Below are 18,369 nucleotides of genomic sequence, written 5' to 3'. Positions count from 1 at the left end.
CCGATGAAAGCTTCTCGCTCCCTGGTGATTCTCCTGTCCATCGCCGTCTGTGTCGCATTGCCTCCATTTCTGCCGCGCCACTTCGTCGACCTGCTCGTCTTTGCCGGGATCTACACCGTCGCCGGTCTGGGGGTAGGATTGTTGCTGGGACAATGCGGTATCGCCAATCTCGGTCAAATCGTGTTCTACGCCATCGGCGCCTACGCGACCGCCTATCTCACTGTCTATGTTCAGGCCCCGGCGATGGTCGGATTTGTTGTCGGGATGCTGATCTCCGCCGCGCTGGCATTGACGATAGGCTGGCCGATACTTCGCCTCACCGGATATTTTCTGGCCCTGGCAACCCTCGCCATGGGAATTGTCGCGAATGCTTTGTTCTTCGAATGGGACTGGCTCACCGGCGGAACGCTGGGGATCGGCGGCATTCCGAAGTTGCAAATCTTCAGCTTCGTCCTGGATACGCCGTTGCGCTTCTATTATCTGGTGCTCGGCGTCGTCGCCATCTGCCTGCTGCTCGCGCACAATCTCATTCGGAGCCGCACCGGGCTCGCGCTTCGCGCGATGCGAGATTCTCAGGATGCGGCAATCAGCCTGGCCGTAAACCCGCGCGCGCTACGCACACGCATCTTCATCCTCAGCGCCCTCCTGGGCAGCGTTGCCGGCAGTCTGTTTGCGCATTATGGCGGATTCGCCAACGTGCAAAGCTTCGGCATAGAGAAGTCCATCAATTTTCTGCTGATCCCGGTGCTGGGCGGCGCCACGTCGCTGATTGGCGTGGTCGTCGGCGCGCTCTTTATTGCCGTCGTGCCCGAATTGCTCAGTCAATTCGGTGGTCTCCATCAGATTCTTTTCGGTGTCGCCCTGATCGGTGTGGTCGTTCTGATGCCGGCCGGCTTGACGGGAGCGCTCGCTGAAGTCTGGCGTCGCAGCGCCGAGGGGGCCAGACCGTGAGCGGGCACACGGAAATTCTCAGCCTGCGCAGCGTAGGGCACAGCTTCGGCGGCTTTTCGGTCTTGAAGAATGTCAACTTTTCGGTGCCGCACGGATCCATCGTCGGATTGATTGGTCCAAACGGCTCAGGCAAGACGACGCTGTTCAACGTCATCAGCGGCTATATCCGGCACCAACACGGCCTGGTGGCGTACGATGGCCACAACATGCAGGCCGAATCCATCCAGGCGCGCAGCAGCGCCGGCCTGGTCCGCACTTTCCAGACGCCGAAAGTCTTCGAGCAGATGACGGTGTTGGAAAATATCATGGCGGGTGCCTGCAAGCTGACCCGGAGCGGCGTCATCGAAGATATTTTCAGCTTGCCGCGCTCGCGCGCCGATATGCGCCGGATATTCGAACTGGCTGAGGAAGCGTGCCTGAAGTTCGGAATGGAGAAGCTGCGGCACGACTTGGCGCTGCGACTTCCTGCCGGGCAGCGACGCGTGTTGGAGATCGCGCGCGCGGTCATCGGACGTCCGCGGCTGTTGATGCTGGATGAGCCGTCATCCGGTCTCAATACGAATGAAATCGCGTCGCTTCGGCGCTGGATCGAGCAACTCAGGGCAGAGGGCATCGCGATCCTCTTGGTGTCTCACGACATGGAGCTCATGACTGTGGCGGATTGCGTGCACGTTCTCTATTTCGGCGAGATCATCGCCAGTGGAGGAATGGACGAGATCCAGAAGAACACGCAAGTGCGCGAAGTTTATCTCGGAGCTTGACGGTGCTGGCAATCAAGGAACTGACGGCGGGGTACGGGCAGCTGCGCGTTCTTCATGGCGTGTCCATGCACGTAGGTAAAGGCGAGGCGGTCGCTATCGTCGGCGCCAATGGAGCCGGGAAGACAACCCTGGTGAACGCGGTTTGTGGCCTCGGCCCGGTGACGCAAGGACGGGTTATAAAGGATGACGTGGACCTGACCTCGGATGCCGCGCACCGGCGCGGGCGGCACGGCATTGCTGTGGTGCTGGAAAACCGCCGGTTGTTCGGTGAAATGACGGTGCAAGAGAATCTGCGCTTGGCCGAGGAGCACGGACGAGCTTACCGGAGCGCCAATCTGCAGTTCACCTGGCAACGAATCTGCGAACTGTTTCCGCTGATTGCGGAGCGGAGACGGACTCGCATCGAGCTACTCAGCGGCGGCCAGCAGCAAATGGTCGCAATTGCGCGAGCCCTGCTGCTGCAGCCCGATCTACTGATCCTTGACGAGCCCTCCACCGGTTTGGCCCCCAAGATCGTCAAGGAGATTCTCCACGTGCTGCGCGGCTTGCGGTCGGAGGGCATGGGCATTCTCCTCATCGAGCAGAACGTCGGCGTGGCGGTGGAGATCACGGATAGGGCCTATGTCATGGCCCTCGGTCGCATCGTCCACGAAGCTGCCGGTACAGAATGGCAGACCTTTCTGAACGACGAGCGGCTGGCGGCTGCGTATCTGGGCAAGGCGTCAGCCGGAATATAAAATCGATTATGTTCGACAAACTGGAGAAAAATCGATTTTCTGTTGCAATTTTCCATGGCCCATGATTTACTCGCTTCAATGGAGCGTCTCGGATGAAGCGATATGGCATTGGGCAATCTGTCCCCCGGTTCGAAGATTCCCGTTTGCTCCGGGGCCGCGGTCGATTCCAGGATGACCGCAATTTGCCGGGGCAGTCGTATGGCGTGGTGCTGCGGTCGCCGCACGCTCACGCACGAATAGTTTCGATCGATACGGCGGCCGCACGTGCCGCGCCGGGTGTTCTTGCCGTCTATACGGGAGAGGATTACGCCGCCGACGGCCTTGGAATGCCGAAGGCGACACTGCCGCGCAAGCGTCCGGACGGCTCGCCGATGTTCGCTCCGCAGCGGCCGGCGCTTGTCGTGGACCGGGTTCGCTATGTCGGAGATCCCGTCGCTTTTGTCGTTGCCGATAGCCTTGCCGAAGCCAAAGACGCCGCAGAACTGATTGCCATCGATTACGAGCCGCGGTCGGCGGTTACGGATACCGCGGCGGCTGCCAGCTCTGGTGCGGCGCCGGTTTGGGATGAGTGCCCGGACAATATTTCCAACATTGTCGAGAAGGGTAACAAGTCCGCCACAGAGGCGGCGTTCGCGCGCGCCGTACGCACCATCAAGCGGCGCTATGTGATCACTCGGGTCCATGCGCAGTACATGGAAACGCGCGGAGCACTCGGCGTCTACGACGAAGGTGATGAGCGATACACGCTTTACACCGACTGCCAGTATCCTCACCGGGTGCGAAACATGCTGTGCAGCACGGTCTTTCGGATTCCCGAGAGCAAGATGCGGGTGGTCAGCGGCGACATCGGCGGAGCTTTCGGTAGCAAGGGATGGCAGTACGTCGAACATCGCCTGGTGCTTTGGGCGGCACGCAAACTGCAGCGGCCTGTCAAATGGACCTGCGAGCGTTCGGAGGCGGTGCTGGCCGACGAGCATGGCCGCGACAGCGTTGGCGAGATCGAGCTCGGGTTGGATGGCGACAACAAATTTGTCGGATTGCGGCTGCATCTGATCGGTAACATTGGTGCGTATGTCGGATCGGATCGCAATTTGCTGGTGCCCTCGATGATGATCGGCACGGCGGTCGGCGTCTACGACATTCCGTCTGCATATGCGCTGGTCACGGGTGTCCTTTCCAATACCAGCCCGACCGCGCCATATCGCGGGGCCGGGCGGCCCGAGGCTATCTACCTGATTGAGCGCCTGATCGACGATACTGCACGGGAGTTGAACGTCGATCCGCTGGAGTTGCGGCGGCGGAATATGATTCCCGCAAACGCGATGCCGTATCAGAATGCGCTAGGCTGCTACTACGATTGCGGTGATTTCTTAGCAAACATGGATATGGCGCTTGCAGCGGCGGATTACGCCGGCTTTCCGGCCAGACGCGAGCAATCGCGCGCACGGGGAATGCTGCGCGGTATCAGTGTGGCCAATGCGATCGAACAGGCCGCGAGTCCCGCCCAATCTGAATTCGCCGAAATCCGCTTCGACACGAGTGGAAGTGTCCAATTGTTGATGGGTACAAAAAATCAGGGTCAAGGGCACGAAACAACCTTCAAGCAGATTCTGCATGAACGTCTGGGCCTCGATCCGGGTGATGTGCACTTTACCGATGGCGATACCGATCAGGTGGCGTTCGGCATGGGCACCAACGGCTCTCGCTCGACAGTCGTCGGCGGCTCCGCGATCTATCTGGCGGCGGAGAAGATCATCGAGAAGGGCAGGCGCATCGCCGGCCATATGCTCGAGTCTGCGGCAACGGATATCGAGTTCGCACACGGTCGCTTCCTGGTGGCCGGCACCGACCGGGCTGTATCGCTGAAACAGGTCGCTGCCGCTGCCTTCGTGCCGGCGCGGCTGCCCCTGGGATTTGACGGCGGATTGTATGAATCTGCGACCTATGCGCCGTCCAAGGATACCTATCCGAACGGATGCCACGTGTGCGAGGTGGAGGTTGATCCCGAGACCGGGGATGTCGCAGTCGTCAACTATGTGATCGTCGACGACGTCGGAACAGTCATCAATCCGCTGACACTCAAAGGTCAGATCGTTGGCGGCATCGCACAGGGGCTCGGACAGATCCTGATGGAACGCGTCGTCTACGACGATACCGGTCAATTGGTCACCGCGAGCTTCATGGACTACGCGATGCCGCGGGCGGACGTCTTCAGTCATATCACGGTCAAGAGCAATCCAGTGCCGACAAAACTGAACCCGCTCGGGGCAAAGGGAGCCGGCGAAGCCGGCTGCGTGGGATCGCTGCCGTCGATCATGAATGCTGTGATGAACGCCCTAGAGCCGGTTGGCGTGCGGCAACTCGATATGCCAGCGACAAGCGACCGGGTCTGGAAGGCCATCCGCAGCGTCGCGAAGGAAAACGGCAAATGAGCGTTCTCGAAGGCGAGCGGCGCGAACGACGGCGAGTGCTCCACGCCGGGAGCGCGCAATGGGCCACGCCGGTCGACGGCGGGCTGATGCTGGATGACGGCCGCTCGGTCGGGCTTGAACAGGTTCAACACCTGGCACCGTCCCGGCCCAGCAAGATCATCTGTGTCCATACCAACTACGGATCGCGGATCTACGAAATTGCAGGGGAGGGCGCCCCTCCGAAAGTGCCGACGTTCTTTCAAAAGCCGGTATCTGCGCTCAACCATCATGGTGGTGAGCTTATCCTGCCGGCGGGCTCCAAGTTCCTGAACTATGAGGGGGAGTTGGCCGCGATCATCGGTCGTTCTATGCGCAACGTTACGCCGGACGAGGTATGGCAGGGTCTGGCCGGATTCTCGGTCGCAAACGATGTCAGCCTGCACGACCTGCGCGACGCGGATATGGGCGGCTTATTGCGGGCAAAGGGTGTCGACGGCTTTTGCCCGGTGGGCCCGGGTATAGTTTGGGGGCAGGACGTTCGCACTGCCATTTTGCGCAGCTATCTGAATGGCGCGCTGGTGCAGGAATGCGCGATCGAGGAGATGATCTTCGGCATCGATTATCTGATTGCCGATCTGGCCAGATACATCACGCTCGAACCTGGTGACATCATCCTCACCGGTACACCGGCAAACTCCCGTCCCATGGCAGATGGCGATGTGGTCGAAGTTGAGGTCACGGGAATTGGCCGCTTGCGGAACACGGTGCGCGCGGTGCCGGCGCCGCGCGCGCTCATTGGCGACCAGCCGCGTGATAACGCCGGGATTCGCCGCGTCGCTCTTGGAAACGATGAGCGGCTTGCCGCGCATCTGAACCGCGTCGAACTCCAATTGCGGAGCAGCTAAGTCATGGATCTTGGTATCAAGGGGCGTTCCGCCATCGTCTGCGCCTCGTCGCGCGGGCTCGGAGAGGCCTGCGCCACCTCGCTTGCCCGCGAAGGCGTTCGCATCTTCGTCAATGGCCGTAACCAGGACGCCTTGAACGGCGCGGCGCTTCGCATTGAGAAAGCTACGGGCCAACGGCCTGTCACGGTCAAGGCGGACATCACGACAGACGAAGGCCGTGAACGCCTGATAGCCGCATGTCCGAACGCCGATATTCTCGTCAACAACAATGCCGGTCCGGCCCCGGGAAAGCTCGAAGACTGGGATCGCGCGACGTGGCTCTCAGCGCTCGATGGCAACATGCTGGCGCCGATTCTTTTGATCCGGGCCGTTTTGCCGGGCATGCGCAAGCGTCGGTTCGGCCGCATCATCAACATCACGTCGGCAATGGTCAAATCGCCGGCACCCGGTATGGGCCTGTCGACGGCCGCGCGAACCGGCCTCACCGCACTGTGCAAGTCGATTTCCCACGAAGCAGCCGCTGACAACGTGACCATCAACAATCTTCTGCCCGAGCGGATCGACACCGACCGGCAGCGTTTCATGGCCGAACGCATGATGAAGGAGCAGGACATCACGCTTGACGAAGCGCGCCGCCAGATCGCGGAGAGCTTGTCTGCGAAGCGGTTCGGGCTGCCGGGCGAATTCGCCGATGCTTGCGCCTTCCTGTGCTCGGTGCAAGCCGGATTCATCTCCGGTCAGAACGTGCAGATCGATGGCGGAAGCTATCGCGGCCTAATTTGAGAGAGCATCCGATGCCCGATGTGACCATCACCGTGAACGGCAAGCGCGAGGTTCGCAGCGTGGAGACGCGCACCCTGCTGGTGCATTTCCTTCGGGAACAGCTGCGTCTCACGGGCACCCATGTCGGCTGTGATACCAGCCAATGCGGCGCGTGCGTGGTCCATCTCGACGGCCGCAGCGTGAAGTCCTGCGCCATACTGGCGGTCCAGGCCAACGGCTCGGAGATCACCACGATTGAAGGCATCGGCACGGAAGAGCAGTTGCATCCGATGCAGGAGGCGTTCCGTGAGCACCACGCGTTGCAGTGCGGGTTCTGCACGCCGGGCATGATCATGCGAGCAATCGATCTGGCCATTCGTCATTCCGAGGCTGACGAGACGACCGTTCGTCGCGAACTGGAAGGCAATCTATGCCGTTGCACGGGATACCAGAACATCGTCGCCGCGATCCTGGCCGGAGCGGTCGCCATGCGGCCCCACGTTTGAGCCAACAGGCGCAATGATGTATCAGTTCCAATATCACAGACCAAAAAATCTCGCCGAAGCGTTGGACCTGCTTGCGCAGGATGGCGACGCAAAGCTGTTGGCCGGTGGTCAAACTCTGCTTCCGACGCTGCGCCAGCGGCTGGCGGCGCCATCCGCTCTTGTTGACCTCGCGGGTATATCCGAGCTCACCGGGATCAGCACGAAGGGGGAGTTGCTCAGCATCGGAGCGATGACGCGTTACATCGAGATAATCGAATCCCCGCTGGTTCAGGCGACGCTTCCATCGCTCGCGCGCGCGGTGGCGCTGGTCGGCGATCCCCTGGTGCGCAACCGTGGCACAATCGGCGGGTCGCTTGCCAACAACGATCCTACCGCAGATCTGACGGCGGCCGCCCTTGCCATGCACGCCACCTTCGTGACCGATCGGCGGTCGATTTCCGCGGATGAGTTCTTTGTCGATTTGTTCGAGACCGCGCTGGAGCAAGGTGAAATTCTTGTGCGGATCGAGTTCCCGCTGCCGGACAGGGCGGCCTATGTCAAATTCCGCAATCCTGCCTCGCGCTATGCTCTCGTCGGGGTCTTCGTCGCGGAGGTTCATGGCGATATCCGAGTCGCGGTTACGGGAGCGAAAGCAAAGGTCTTTCGGGAGCATGCGTTCGAAGCCGCCCTGCAAACAGAGTTTTCAGCGAAAGCGGTGAAGGGCCTCGACGTCGGAACGACTGGGCTCATCGATGATCTTCATGCGTCCGCCGAGTATCGGGCCAATCTGATCTCGGTCCTGACACGACGCGCGATCTCCGCGGCGATGATCGGGTCCCATCGTGGGGCGTAGAATCGAAGCGTCGCCGAGTTACGGCATGACCGCGGCAATGCCGCCCTCGACGAGAAATAGTTCTCTTCGAGAAATCAAGTGAGGGAGAAGCAGGATGCATGACGGCGTAAAGGACAAAGACCTGACCAGGGAGCAGATCATCGCGAGAAATCTCAAGGTCGTCGACGCCCACTTTCACAATGAGACCCCCGAAAGCGTCGACAAGGCAATCGCCCTCTATGACGACGACATTGTCTGGGAGGCTCCGATGCGAGGCGTGGTGTTGACCGATCCGGTGGAGATCAGAAAATCCTACATGGGGATCTTCAGGACCGTCAAATACAACAAAGCCACCGCGCTACGCCGATTTGCGACCGAGGAATACGTGTTCGACGACCAGATTGCCGACGTCGAAATCGTCGGCGATGAAATGCCGAACCTTGGCTTCCCGATCGGTTCCCGCCTGAACGTCCGGATCACGCACGTCTTCTACATGCGTGATGGAAAGATCCGCCGGGAGATTGCCTACGAGGGTTTCCGTAAATGGGGCAGCCCCACCGATGTAGATTCCATACCGGAGGGAGCCGAGGTCACCGTCTATGACGCGGCCAACGCCTAGCTGGCCTGCCGCCATGGGATTGTATTGCGGCCTGGTGTCCGGGCGGCAATCGCGAGAACGGCGAGCGCGCTTCTCTCCGGACAGTGAAGTGAACGGCAATTTCTTTGCGGGATCGGCTACGGCGATCCCGCAAAGGTGTTTCCTCGCAGCCGTCGACTTTCATTCGATGAAGCCTGCAAGCTCGCTTAGAGCGACCACGGAGAGAACATGAAGCTGGCATATTTCGATGAATATCGGCTTGGTGTGGTGACGGGCGGGGGAATTGTCGACGTCGGCGCGGAGCTGCGTGATCTTCCCCGGCGCGCACCCGAGGATCTGATGGCCGGCTTGATCGGGAATTTCGCCAACTATCGCGGTCGCGTTGAAAATGCCGCGATCAGCGGCCGGCCAATTCCGCTTGCCGAAGTCAGGTTACGCACCCCGTTGCCGAGGCCGCGTACGATCGTCTGTATGGCAGTGAATTATGACGATGGTCTGATCAAGTCCTCGCATATCAATGCGTTTCACAAATCGCCCAGCGCATTGATCGGCCACGACGAGACGATGGTGCTCCCGGACGTCCCGGCCAGCGTGTTCGAGGGTGAGGCAGAGATGGCCGTTGTGATCGGGCGGACTGCGAGTAACGTCGATGCCGAACACGCAATGGATTACGTGTTCGGCTACTTGAATTTCATCGACGGCTCGGCTCGAGGTCTTCAGCCGACGACAAACTCGTTCTTCCAGATGAAATCGCGAGACACGTTTGCGCCGATCGGTCCGTTCATCGTGACCCGTGATGAAATTGAAGAACCGCAGAATTTGGCGGTTCGCCTGTGGGTCAATGGCGCGATAAAGCAGGACTTCAATACGCGCAAGATGATTACCGGCGTTAGGGACAGCATAGCCTGGGTCAGTTCCATCCAAACCTTGATGCCAGGAGATATCCTGGCGACGGGCACAGATCACTGCGGCCTGAATGCATTTCAGCACGGAGACGTGGTCGAACTGGAGACCGAGGGCTTAGGACGTCTCCGTGTCAAGGTGAGAGATGATCTGCAGCGCACCTGGTCGCGCGAGTTGAGGCTAGAGAGGCACAGTAAGGGTTTGGATTCCATTGCGCCGCAGCTAACCGGAAAATACGCCCTGGCTGGAACCGGGGCTTAACAACTCCGCTCCGCAACCTGCGGAGCGTGATGTCGGGAGGTATCTTTCATGGCCATGACGATGAATGGTGAAGTTCATCTGCCCGCCTCGCGCGAGGTGGTGTGGCAGAAGCTTAACGATCCAGCCGTTTTGAAGAAATGTATCCCCGGCTGCGAAGAGCTGGCTAGTTCCGGAGAGAACCAGTTTCAGGCGGTCGCCAAGATGAAGGTCGGTCCCGTGTCCGCGCGCTTCGGTGGACGGGTTACCTTGAGCGACTTGGACCCGCCCAATGGTTACAGGATTTCTGGCGAAGGGGAGGGAGGTGTTGCAGGTTTCGCCAAGGGCGGCGCGACAGTTGCGTTGGTGGAGAAAGATGGAGGCACTTTGCTCACTTATAGCGTCGAGGCGCAGATCGGGGGAAAGCTGGCGCAGCTGGGGCAGCGTTTGATCAGCGGCTCTGCAAAGAAGCTGGCAGATCAGTTCTTCGTCAGTTTCGCGAATGAAGTGCAGTCGTCCGACGCTTCATGACGAAGCGAAGAAGAAAAGAGCGGCCGGTTTCAGCATCGGCGCGAACCCACGCCGCCCTCCGTTGTACTTCGATTGAGTTCGACAGGAAAGTCGCGGACGCGAGGCCGTTGAGTGCCCGCGGGAATTAGTCGCGAGCCCTCAGGATTCTCCTCCGCCACGCGGCGGCTTCCTGGTGATTGCAACACGGCGGCCCACGTAGACGCTGTTCGAAACGATCGAACGTAACAGTCGAGATTATTCGACTATTTAGTTAACCAGACCGATGGCATGTTGCGAGTGTCGACGCGGAAATGAACGCGCCCCAAATTCAGGAGCTCGCGATGCCTAAAGTTCTCGTTCTCTATTATTCTTCCTACGGCCACATCGAAAAAATGGCCGAAGCCGTGGCGGAAGGCGCGCGCAGCGCCGGTGCCCAGGTCGCCATCAAGCGAGTGCCGGAAACCGTTCCGGAGGCAGTTGCCAGGAGCTCCCACTTCAAGCTCGATCAGTCCGCTCCGATTGCAGCTGTGGCCGAACTGGAAAATTACGATGCGATCATCGTTGGGACTGGCACGCGCTTCGGGCGAATGTCATCGCAGATGGCAGCTTTCCTCGATCAGGCCGGTGGCTTATGGGCGAAAGGTGCGTTGCACGGCAAGATCGGCGCTGCCTTCGCATCGAGTGCCACTCAGCATGGCGGCAATGAGACCACATTGTTCTCGATCATCACCAACCTGCTGCACTTCGGTATGACAATCGTAGGACTGCCCTACAGCCATACCGGTCAAATGACGATCAAAGAAATTGTCGGCGGCGCACCCTATGGCGCGACCACCGTGGCCGGCGGGGACGGTTCTCGCCAGCCTTCAGAGATCGAGCTCCAGGGCGCCCGCCACCAGGGCGAACTGGTCGCCAGGCTCGCAGGCAAGGTCTTCGCGTGACCCATCAGACGATCAGCGCGGGATCGTCCGCTCGTGGGGAACTCCGATGCCATCGGTCACCCTATCAATCACAAGTCGACCGTCGAACCAGCATGACATCGATGGACCGAGCGATTAAAGATGGAGATTCCAATGGCTGCCAACGTCGGTGAGACCGCCAAGAATGTCGTTCGCCGTAACAGTGAGGAGGTGCAGGGCCGAGGAAACTGGGCCTTGTTCAGCGAACTCTTTGCGGACGAGTTCTTCGATCATACGCCGCAGCCCGGTGGTGCTCGCGACAAGGCCGGTGTCCTCGCCCTCTACAAGCGCTTGCGTGAAGCCTTCCCCGATTTCACGCCGGAGATTCATTGGCAACGCGTCGACGGTGATGTGGTCACCACCTTCAAGACGTATCACGGCACGCATCGAGGGAATTTTCTCGGCATCGTTGGCACAGGAACCAAAGTCAGTTTTGAGACGGTCGATGCGATGCAGGTCGTCAACGGCAAGATCACCGCGCACTGGGGCGTGGCAAACCTTTACTCGGTCATGCAGCAGTTGGGCGCCATCGCTCCGCTGTCGCAGGGTTGAGTTGGACGCCTGAAATCGCTCATCGCATTGATCGCCGGTTCGTTTCTAGCAGTTCAGGCGAGTGCTGCTCCAGCGGCGAAGGAGCCAAGGCAAATCGCGTCGCAATGGTACGAGGCCTTTGCGCGCGATGAGGTGGGACTGCTTGAGAAGATACTGGCGCCCCATCCCTTCGCCGCCGAACGCTCCGCGCGGTCCGCAGGGCGCAAAAGCAGTAATGGCCATGTTGGTGAGCGCATTTCCCGATTTCGACATTAAGATTGAGGATCTCGTCCAGGACGGAAACAAGGTCGTTGTCCGCTCGACCAAAAGACTTCATTCTTGAAATTGCGATCCACGGTACTTCCTCGACAACAAAGGAATCAGCTAAGTGCCGAAGTGTACAATTGTTCCTTACTTGGGCGGCTGCAAGCCGGGGATTCCAGCCCACTCGCTCCGTTCATCTCACAAGCATCCATTCCCCAATGGCTTGACCGAGCTTCGTGAGGAACGCGGCCGAACGCAAGCCAGGCGACCCGAATCCTCTGGTCGATCCGCAAGGTTTGCTTGACCAATTAGAGTATCTACGTCGCGGAGCCGAAGAGCGCCTAAAGATCGAACGCGAAGCAGGACGTTGACGAGCCGTCGCGGCCGGTACCTGCACAAATTACGAGTTCTGAAAATTCAGAAAACGCCGAGCTCGATTGCTACGTGGTGCAGAAAAAAAATCGTGAGGGCGCCCCTCTTCGACTATCTCTCCGGCATCCATAAAGATGATACGGTCGGCGACGCTGCGCGCGAACTCCATTTCATGGGTGACGACAATGCTGGTCATGCCCGTTCTCTTGAGCGACGCAATGACGTCGAGGACCTCTCGCACCGTTTCCGGATCGAGTGCAGAGGTTGGTTCATCGAACAACATCAGCGCGGGCTCCATGGCCAGCGCGCGTGCGATCGCGACTCGTTGTTGCTGGCCGCCTGACAGCTCATCCGGGAATCTGTCGAACTTGTCCTTGAGATCGACGCGATCAAGCAAGGACAGAGCCTGACGGAACGCGGCGGTTTTCTCCACGCCCAAAACATTGATGGGAGCGAGAGCGACGTTTTCGACCGCCGTCAGATGCGTAAACAGCTCGAACGACTGAAACACCATGCCGATGCGCCGGCGCATCGCTTTTGCTTGTCGCTCGGATCCGGTCACATGTTGTCCTTGAAAGACGATGCGCCCGCCTTTTATGGGTTCGAGCGCGTTGATACACCGCACCAGCGTTGATTTGCCGGAGCCGGACGGGCCTATGACACACAAGGTTTCGCCGCGCGCGAGGGAGAACGAGACGCCATTCAAGGTGGCGCGGCCAGTTCCGTAGGCGTGGTGAAGCGCGGCGACCTCAAGGAGAATGTCTTTGGCTGTGCTCATGTCGCTTCCACATCGTTCAGAACCATATTCCGTACAGCTTGCCTGCGAGACCTGGGGTCGGCCCAGCGTTCAGAGACATGTTGCAGCGCCATGAAGATGGTGGTGATCGCAAGATAGTAGATGCCCGCCGCCGAAAGTGCCTCCAAATAGTGGAAGCTCGAGGATGCGGCCTGATTTGCAACCAGTGTGAGCTCCTGCACGGCGATCACGGAAACCAGGGCACTCAGCCGCAGCATATTGATAAATTCGTTGCCGATCGGTGGGAGAACCACGCGCATCGCTTGCGGGAAAACCACGAGCTTGAGAATGCGGAATTCGTCCATGCCCAATGCCCGGGCGGCCAGTCGCTGGCCCTTGACTGTGGATTGCAGTCCGGAGCGCAGGATCTCGCTCATGTTGGCCCCTTCGTTGAGGGCGAGGCCCAGCACGGCGCAGGAGAACCCAGACAGGACGATGCCAAAGGCTGGAAGCACATTGAATATGAAGATCACCTGGAACAGAACCGGCGTTCCACGGAAAAACCACAGATAGAAAAGCCGAAACGGTCGTTCGCCGGGGACCGCGCTTTGCTGAAGCAAAGCCAGAAAGAGTCCGATCAAAAGGCCTCCAACGAGACCGCAGATGCTTATTTCGAGCGTGACGATGGCGCCCGCCCGGAATGCCGGCGACATCAGATATTCAATGATGATGTTGATTGACTGCATCGGTGGATCCGCGATTACCGTGAAGTGACCGCGACCTCCTTCGGAAACTTGTATTTCGTCAGAAGAGCGTCGTAGCTTCCGTCTGCAATCAATTCGGCCTGTGCTTTCTCGATCCTGGCCTTGATGGGATCGCCTTTACGCAGCGCGATGCCGTTCTCCGTGAATCCAAACGTCTCGCCAACAATCTGGAAGCTATCCGGCGATCGGGTGAGGGCCAGAACAGCAGCCGGGGTTGTGTCGTAGAAGGCATCGGCACGAGATTGTCGGACGGCCAGAGCAGCTTCCTGTCGGCCGGGAAACGTCATCAGGTTGACCGCGGCCTTTCCAGCCTTCACGCAATTGTCGTTGTCCTCTCGCGCGAAAGCTTCGATCGTGCTGCCCAATTCGACAGCCACGTTGAGCCCGCACACGTCGCCACGTCCGCTAACGTTCTTTGGATTGCCGGCACGAACGATAATGTTGGTCCCAATGCGCATGTAGGGGATGAAGTCGACCTGCTCCTTTCGCTGTTCGGTAACGCGCATCGCCGAGTTGATGACGTCGAAGCGCCTGGCTTGCAGCGCCGGTATCAGGCCGCCGAAATCCAGATTCACAATGGCGGTCTTCAAGCCCAGCTTGGCTGCTATCGCCTCGGCGTGGTCGACGCTGAAGCCGGCGATTTTGCCATCCTCGACGGACTGGAACGGCGGATATGTTGCGGCTGTCCCATAGGTCAGAGTGCCGGGCGTCACCGGTGCATCGCTCTCGGCTTCAGCATGGGTCGCAAGCGCCAGAAATGCTGTGGCAGCAATCGCTCGAACAGTGTTTCGCATATTGTCCTCCAGTTGACGAAGGCGGTTTAGCAGGAAGCATGCCACGTGAAATTCACCAGCAATAACAATGCAAAGCGGATAATTTCGAAAATACGGTGATTGTGCAATAAGCAGGTGATGATGGAAATTTGGTCATCGGCACCCGGGAATCTGCGATATGCTGAAGGCGAAATTGGAGTTTCAAATGCGTGACGAGACCCTGGCGCAAAGCATCTACGAGAAGATGCGGGGTGACCTTCTCACTGGTGTCCTCAAGCCGGGGATGCCGTTGCGCGTCGAGGAGATGAAGCAGAGGTATGGAGCGAGTACGAGCCCGCTTCGGGAGGCGATGTTTCGTCTCAGCTCGGAGGGTTTTCTGCTGCTTTCGGGTCAGCGAGGCTTTCGTGCAGGAGCCCTCACGGAAGCGGATTTGCTCGATCTTGCAGCGCGGCGCTCAGAGATCGAAACGAATGCGCTCGCTCTTTCGATTGAGAAAGGCAGCGAGGACTGGGAAGGCGAGTTGGTGAAACGCCACCATCATTTCGGATTGATCTCGCGCCAGGTCGAGAGCGGCGCACAGAAGATCGGGGCGGAATGGGAGCGACGACATCGAGCCCTGCACCTCAGCCTCGTCGAAGGATGTGGATCGCCATGGCTTTTGCGCTTTTGCCTTGGCTTGTACGATCATTTCGATCGCTACCGTCGTGCAGCGAGATTGGAGCCTCAACAGCTGGTCTCGCTCACCGAGGAGGAGGACGCCTTGGTTGCCGCCGCACTCAGGCGAGACAAGGAGACCGCTTGCAACATCCTCTCACTGCACATCATGCGCACGCGCGATGCAATTCAAGCCAGCATATTCATGAGCGCGGACGCGCTGTCGAATTGACAACAGGGCATCTCCCACAGCCAGCTCAAGTCAGGAATTCAAATGCGACAAGAATTTAGGGTAGAGTCTCTGCACGAGCCGGTCAGTCATTATACGGACGCGGTTCGCTGGGGAGATTTGCTGTTCGTGTCCGGTGTGTCGCCGCTGAACGCGGATATGAGTGTCGTGAGCGACGATATCAGCGAGCAGGCCCGGAAGGTGTTTGAAAATATGGCCGAGGTTCTTGCCGCGGCCGGCGCCTCATTCTCCGATGTCCTGAAGATCAACGTCTTTCTCAAGGACGTGAATGACCGGAGCAAGGTCAATGAGGTTCGCAAGAAGGTGTTTGGCTCATGCAGGCCCGCAAGTACGCTTGTCGGGATAGCGGCGTTTACGATTCCTGGAATGTTGATCGAAGTTGAGGCCGTCGTTGGGCTGCGTTCGTAGCGGCTTCCAACCGTCAACGAGATCGGCGATCCTCTCGACCAGGTCCTCAGCTGGCGGACTAACGGCCAAAAAAAATGGATCGGGACCGATCTGCCCCGATCCAAGTCTGGGAGGAAGCGATCAGTGCTTGTGCTCAGTTTCGTGCAACGGCAACGGCCTTGATCTCGATGATGAGGCCCGGACGTGCCAGACCGGCGATGTCAAGAATCGTCCAGGTCGGAAACGGCGCCGGAACGTATTTTTCTTTCACCCTCATGAAGTCGGCCAAATGCGAGTTCAGGCCGACGTGATAGGAGACGAGCTCGACCAGATCGCTCATCTGGCTTCCGGCGTCCTCCACAACGAGCTTGAGCCGTTCGAACGCATTGACGAACTGCTGCTCGGATGTATCAGGCATGGATCCATCGGGATTGAGGCCGATCTGTCCGGCAATGAAAACGAGGCCGCCTGCCTTCACCGCCGACGAATACTGAAACTTGTCAAAAATCGACCCTCCGCCGGCGGCAGCGAAGATCGGGCTCTTGGAGCTGTAGGTTGTCTTTGTCATGAGGGTCCTTTCGTGGTGGCCTTGATCAGAGACGCGTTCCTGGCGGCAGTTCGAGGCCGAGCAGCGAGCGGCCGTACGCCTCTGCGATCGGTTCGGGCTGCAGCAGGAAATGCGAGCTCATGGCGTGGATGTCGCGGAACAACCGCTCGATCCGGGTGCCTTCAGGAAGTAGCGATCCGCCCAGCGCAGCAAACAGCCGTTGGGCAGAGACCAGCGCCTGACGCGAGGCGATCGCAACTTTGGTGCGGCTAAGACCTCGTTCCTCGAGCGAAAGAGTCCCGCTCCGACGAATCTGTCGTTCGATTGCTGCCGTCTCGGAAAGCAGGAAATCGCGCAAAAAGCTCATGGTGGCGGCGCTGGTACCTGCATCGACCTGCGCGATCTTGTCGTTGATCTGTGCCTGCTGATTACCCGAGCTCACGCGGGCGCGAATGATCCTGATGCTTTCCTCGCTGCACGCACTCGCCACGCCAAGCGTCGGGGCCAGGACCGACATTGCGTTGGCCGTATTCAATGGGAAGTCGTAGACCGGTTCGGTATTCGGGCAGCTCGGATGCTTCTTTCCGGCTTGCAGTTCGGCCCAGTTCATGAAGCGGTGGGAGGGAACGAACGTCTTTCCGAGGCTGATGTTCTTGCTGCCGGTGCCGCGCATCCCCATCACGCGCCAGCTTTGGTGATCGACCGCAAATTCGGACTGAGGGACGAGAACGACGTGGGCAGAAGGGGCGGGGCCTTCGCCGGGAATGTTGATGAGAAGGCCCAACCAATCGGACACGTCTACGCCGGAAGCATACCTCCACCGCCCACTCAAAACGATACCGCCATCGGCGGATTCGATCTTGATGTCCTGTCCCACGCCGCCGGTCAACATCGGAACGATCGGCGATACGCCGGGCGCGAACAGCTCCTTTTGCGCCTCGGCCGAAAACTTGCCGAGCATGATGATGTTGGCGCTGGTCAGTCCCGCAAGCCACGCGCACGATGAGCAGGCTTTGGCGACGTGGAAGGTCGCTTCCCATGCAAAGCGCGGCGACACGCCAAATCCGCCGAAGTGCGAGGGGCGCATCAGATCGAACAGTCGTGTGTCGAACAGGCGTTCAGCGACATCGTCCGGGATTCGTCGCGTCTCTTCGATCCGCGCCGCCTGCTCGCTGAGCCACGGCACGAGGGCGGCCGTCCTTTCCACGGCCATCTCGGCCGCGCGCACGCCCGGTTGCGCGTCATCGGCGCTCCGTTGAGCCAAAACCATTGCGATTGCCTCCTGTCGCGCTATCATGGCCCCTTCGTACCTGAGCCGTTCGCGACGCGCTGTATCGCCGGATACGGCCGGGTGATTCTTCGAAGCATGAGCGGTGACGATGTCAAAAAAAGCCACCGCCACTTGGCGGATGACGGATGCCCTCGCTGCCAAGCTTCTATCCTTCGAAGGCAAGGTGCGGGTGCGCCGCTTTGCCGAAGGAGAGCAGCTCTATCGGCAAGATGACGTCAGTACGTGCTTTTACTTTGTCAAATCCGGGCTTGTGCAAGTGTCAATCTTCAGAAGAGACGGCACCGAGGTCGTGCTCGAAAACATGGGACCGAACGCGCTGTGCGGAGAAGGGGCCGCGTTCGACGGGCTCCCCCGGTTTTCCACAGCCGTCGCCATCGAGCCCACCGAGGCCCTCGAATTTGATACTGCCCGGATCGAGCCCCTGCTGCGAGCGGACCCCGAACTGGCCTTGGCGATGTTGCGGCTGACCAGCCTCAAACAGCGAATTCTCGCCTTGCGCCTGGAGCATCTGGTTTCGAATGATCCTGAGGATCGGATCTTGGAGTTGCTGCGCCGCCTGAGCCAGATGTTTGCGATCGATCACGAGCGTGGCCGCAAGATCATCACACACCTGACGCATGAACAGATTGCGTCGATGACGGGCACGTCTCGTGTCACCGTTACGCGAACGATGGGCAGGCTACGTGAGAAGGGAATGCTGTCTAGCGAGGACGGGTTTACCATCCTCGCGAACAACGCGGAGACCTGAG

Annotated in this window: 22 protein-coding genes; 17 read left to right on the top strand and 5 right to left on the bottom strand. The window is 59.4% G+C overall.

Going from position 1 to position 18,369, the window contains the following annotated elements; translation table 11 throughout:
• The first annotated feature begins 3 nt into the window (after positions 1–3).
• From FXB41_RS13065 to FXB41_RS41930, 14 genes are all read left to right on the top strand, one after another.
• Positions 4–951: a branched-chain amino acid ABC transporter permease gene (locus FXB41_RS13065; RefSeq protein WP_219682029.1), complete on the top strand. Its 948-nt coding sequence runs from the start codon at positions 4–6 to the stop codon at positions 949–951.
• Complete coding sequence (locus tag FXB41_RS13060; RefSeq protein ID WP_219682028.1) at positions 948–1,712, top strand: ABC transporter ATP-binding protein; 765 nt, start codon at positions 948–950, stop codon at positions 1,710–1,712. Before FXB41_RS13065 ends, FXB41_RS13060 begins: the two co-directional genes overlap by 4 nt.
• 2 nt (positions 1,713–1,714) lie before the next feature.
• Positions 1,715–2,449, top strand: a complete 735-nt coding sequence (locus FXB41_RS13055; protein ID WP_219682027.1) for an ABC transporter ATP-binding protein — start codon at positions 1,715–1,717, stop codon at positions 2,447–2,449.
• Positions 2,450–2,541: 92 nt separating this feature from the next.
• Positions 2,542–4,881, top strand: a complete 2,340-nt coding sequence (locus FXB41_RS13050; RefSeq protein WP_219682026.1) for a xanthine dehydrogenase family protein molybdopterin-binding subunit — start codon at positions 2,542–2,544, stop codon at positions 4,879–4,881.
• On the top strand, positions 4,878–5,765 hold the full coding sequence (locus FXB41_RS13045; protein ID WP_219682025.1) for a fumarylacetoacetate hydrolase family protein: 888 nt from the start codon (positions 4,878–4,880) through the stop codon (positions 5,763–5,765). Before FXB41_RS13050 ends, FXB41_RS13045 begins: the two co-directional genes overlap by 4 nt.
• Positions 5,766–5,768: 3 nt before the next feature.
• Complete coding sequence (locus tag FXB41_RS13040; RefSeq protein ID WP_219682024.1) at positions 5,769–6,548, top strand: SDR family oxidoreductase; 780 nt, start codon at positions 5,769–5,771, stop codon at positions 6,546–6,548.
• 11 nt (positions 6,549–6,559) lie between these two features.
• Positions 6,560–7,033, top strand: a complete 474-nt coding sequence (locus FXB41_RS13035) for a (2Fe-2S)-binding protein (RefSeq protein ID WP_219682023.1) — start codon at positions 6,560–6,562, stop codon at positions 7,031–7,033.
• Positions 7,034–7,049: 16 nt separating this feature from the next.
• Positions 7,050–7,865: an FAD binding domain-containing protein gene (locus FXB41_RS13030; protein ID WP_219682065.1), complete on the top strand. Its 816-nt coding sequence runs from the start codon at positions 7,050–7,052 to the stop codon at positions 7,863–7,865.
• A 94-nt stretch (positions 7,866–7,959) separates the two neighbouring features.
• A complete protein-coding gene (locus tag FXB41_RS13025) occupies positions 7,960–8,463 on the top strand; it encodes a nuclear transport factor 2 family protein (RefSeq protein ID WP_219682022.1) in 504 nt (167 codons plus the stop codon).
• Positions 8,464–8,670: 207 nt separating this feature from the next.
• Entirely contained in the window at positions 8,671–9,606 is a 936-nt protein-coding gene (locus FXB41_RS13020) for a fumarylacetoacetate hydrolase family protein (protein WP_219682021.1), read from the top strand.
• 48 nt (positions 9,607–9,654) lie between these two features.
• Positions 9,655–10,113, top strand: a complete 459-nt coding sequence (locus tag FXB41_RS13015) for an SRPBCC family protein (RefSeq protein WP_219682020.1) — start codon at positions 9,655–9,657, stop codon at positions 10,111–10,113.
• 320 nt (positions 10,114–10,433) lie between these two features.
• Positions 10,434–11,033, top strand: a complete 600-nt coding sequence (gene wrbA, locus FXB41_RS13010) for an NAD(P)H:quinone oxidoreductase (protein ID WP_219682019.1) — start codon at positions 10,434–10,436, stop codon at positions 11,031–11,033.
• 132 nt (positions 11,034–11,165) lie between these two features.
• Positions 11,166–11,603 carry an ester cyclase gene (locus FXB41_RS13005; RefSeq protein WP_219682018.1) on the top strand — a complete coding sequence of 146 codons (438 nt, stop codon included), beginning with the start codon at positions 11,166–11,168 and terminating at the stop codon, positions 11,601–11,603.
• A 127-nt stretch (positions 11,604–11,730) separates the two neighbouring features.
• Positions 11,731–11,925, top strand: a complete 195-nt coding sequence (locus FXB41_RS41930; RefSeq protein WP_376707498.1) for an ester cyclase — start codon at positions 11,731–11,733, stop codon at positions 11,923–11,925.
• A gap of 321 nt (positions 11,926–12,246) precedes the next feature.
• Here FXB41_RS41930 and FXB41_RS12995 read toward each other — a convergent pair whose 3' ends face one another.
• From FXB41_RS12995 to FXB41_RS12985, 3 genes are read right to left on the bottom strand one after another with little or no spacing between them, the layout of a single operon-like run.
• A complete protein-coding gene (locus tag FXB41_RS12995; protein ID WP_219682016.1) occupies positions 12,247–12,996 on the bottom strand; it encodes an amino acid ABC transporter ATP-binding protein in 750 nt (249 codons plus the stop codon).
• A complete protein-coding gene (locus tag FXB41_RS12990) occupies positions 12,993–13,700 on the bottom strand; it encodes an amino acid ABC transporter permease (protein ID WP_219682015.1) in 708 nt (235 codons plus the stop codon). The genes FXB41_RS12995 and FXB41_RS12990 overlap by 4 nt, the downstream gene beginning before the upstream one ends.
• A 14-nt stretch (positions 13,701–13,714) precedes the next feature.
• Positions 13,715–14,557, bottom strand: coding sequence for an ABC transporter substrate-binding protein (locus FXB41_RS12985; RefSeq protein WP_219682014.1), 843 nt, complete (start codon positions 14,555–14,557; stop codon positions 13,715–13,717).
• Between the two features lie 112 nt (positions 14,558–14,669).
• Here FXB41_RS12985 and FXB41_RS12980 point away from each other — a divergent pair, with 112 nt between their 5' ends.
• Positions 14,670–15,377, top strand: coding sequence for a GntR family transcriptional regulator (locus FXB41_RS12980; RefSeq protein WP_219682013.1), 708 nt, complete (start codon positions 14,670–14,672; stop codon positions 15,375–15,377).
• Positions 15,378–15,419: 42 nt separating this feature from the next.
• The gene (locus FXB41_RS12975) at positions 15,420–15,803 is read left to right on the top strand and encodes a RidA family protein (protein WP_219682012.1); all 384 of its coding nucleotides are present in this window, start codon (positions 15,420–15,422) and stop codon (positions 15,801–15,803) included.
• A gap of 133 nt (positions 15,804–15,936) precedes the next feature.
• Here FXB41_RS12975 and FXB41_RS12970 read toward each other — a convergent pair whose 3' ends face one another.
• Positions 15,937–16,350: a RidA family protein gene (locus FXB41_RS12970; protein WP_219682011.1), complete on the bottom strand. Its 414-nt coding sequence runs from the start codon at positions 16,348–16,350 to the stop codon at positions 15,937–15,939.
• 25 nt (positions 16,351–16,375) lie between these two features.
• Positions 16,376–17,725, bottom strand: a complete 1,350-nt coding sequence (locus FXB41_RS41715) for an acyl-CoA dehydrogenase family protein (RefSeq protein ID WP_219682010.1) — start codon at positions 17,723–17,725, stop codon at positions 16,376–16,378.
• Between FXB41_RS41715 and FXB41_RS12960 the strand changes: the two genes are divergently transcribed.
• Positions 17,709–18,368, top strand: coding sequence for a Crp/Fnr family transcriptional regulator (locus FXB41_RS12960; RefSeq protein ID WP_219682009.1), 660 nt, complete (start codon positions 17,709–17,711; stop codon positions 18,366–18,368). The genes FXB41_RS41715 and FXB41_RS12960 overlap by 17 nt on opposite strands.
• Position 18,369: the final 1 nt, after the last annotated feature.

This window comes from Bradyrhizobium canariense, from assembly GCF_019402665.1.
Lineage (GTDB): Bacteria > Pseudomonadota > Alphaproteobacteria > Rhizobiales > Xanthobacteraceae > Bradyrhizobium > Bradyrhizobium canariense.
Note: the sequence above shows the minus strand (reverse complement) of the source record. Positions and strands in the feature narration are given on the sequence as shown.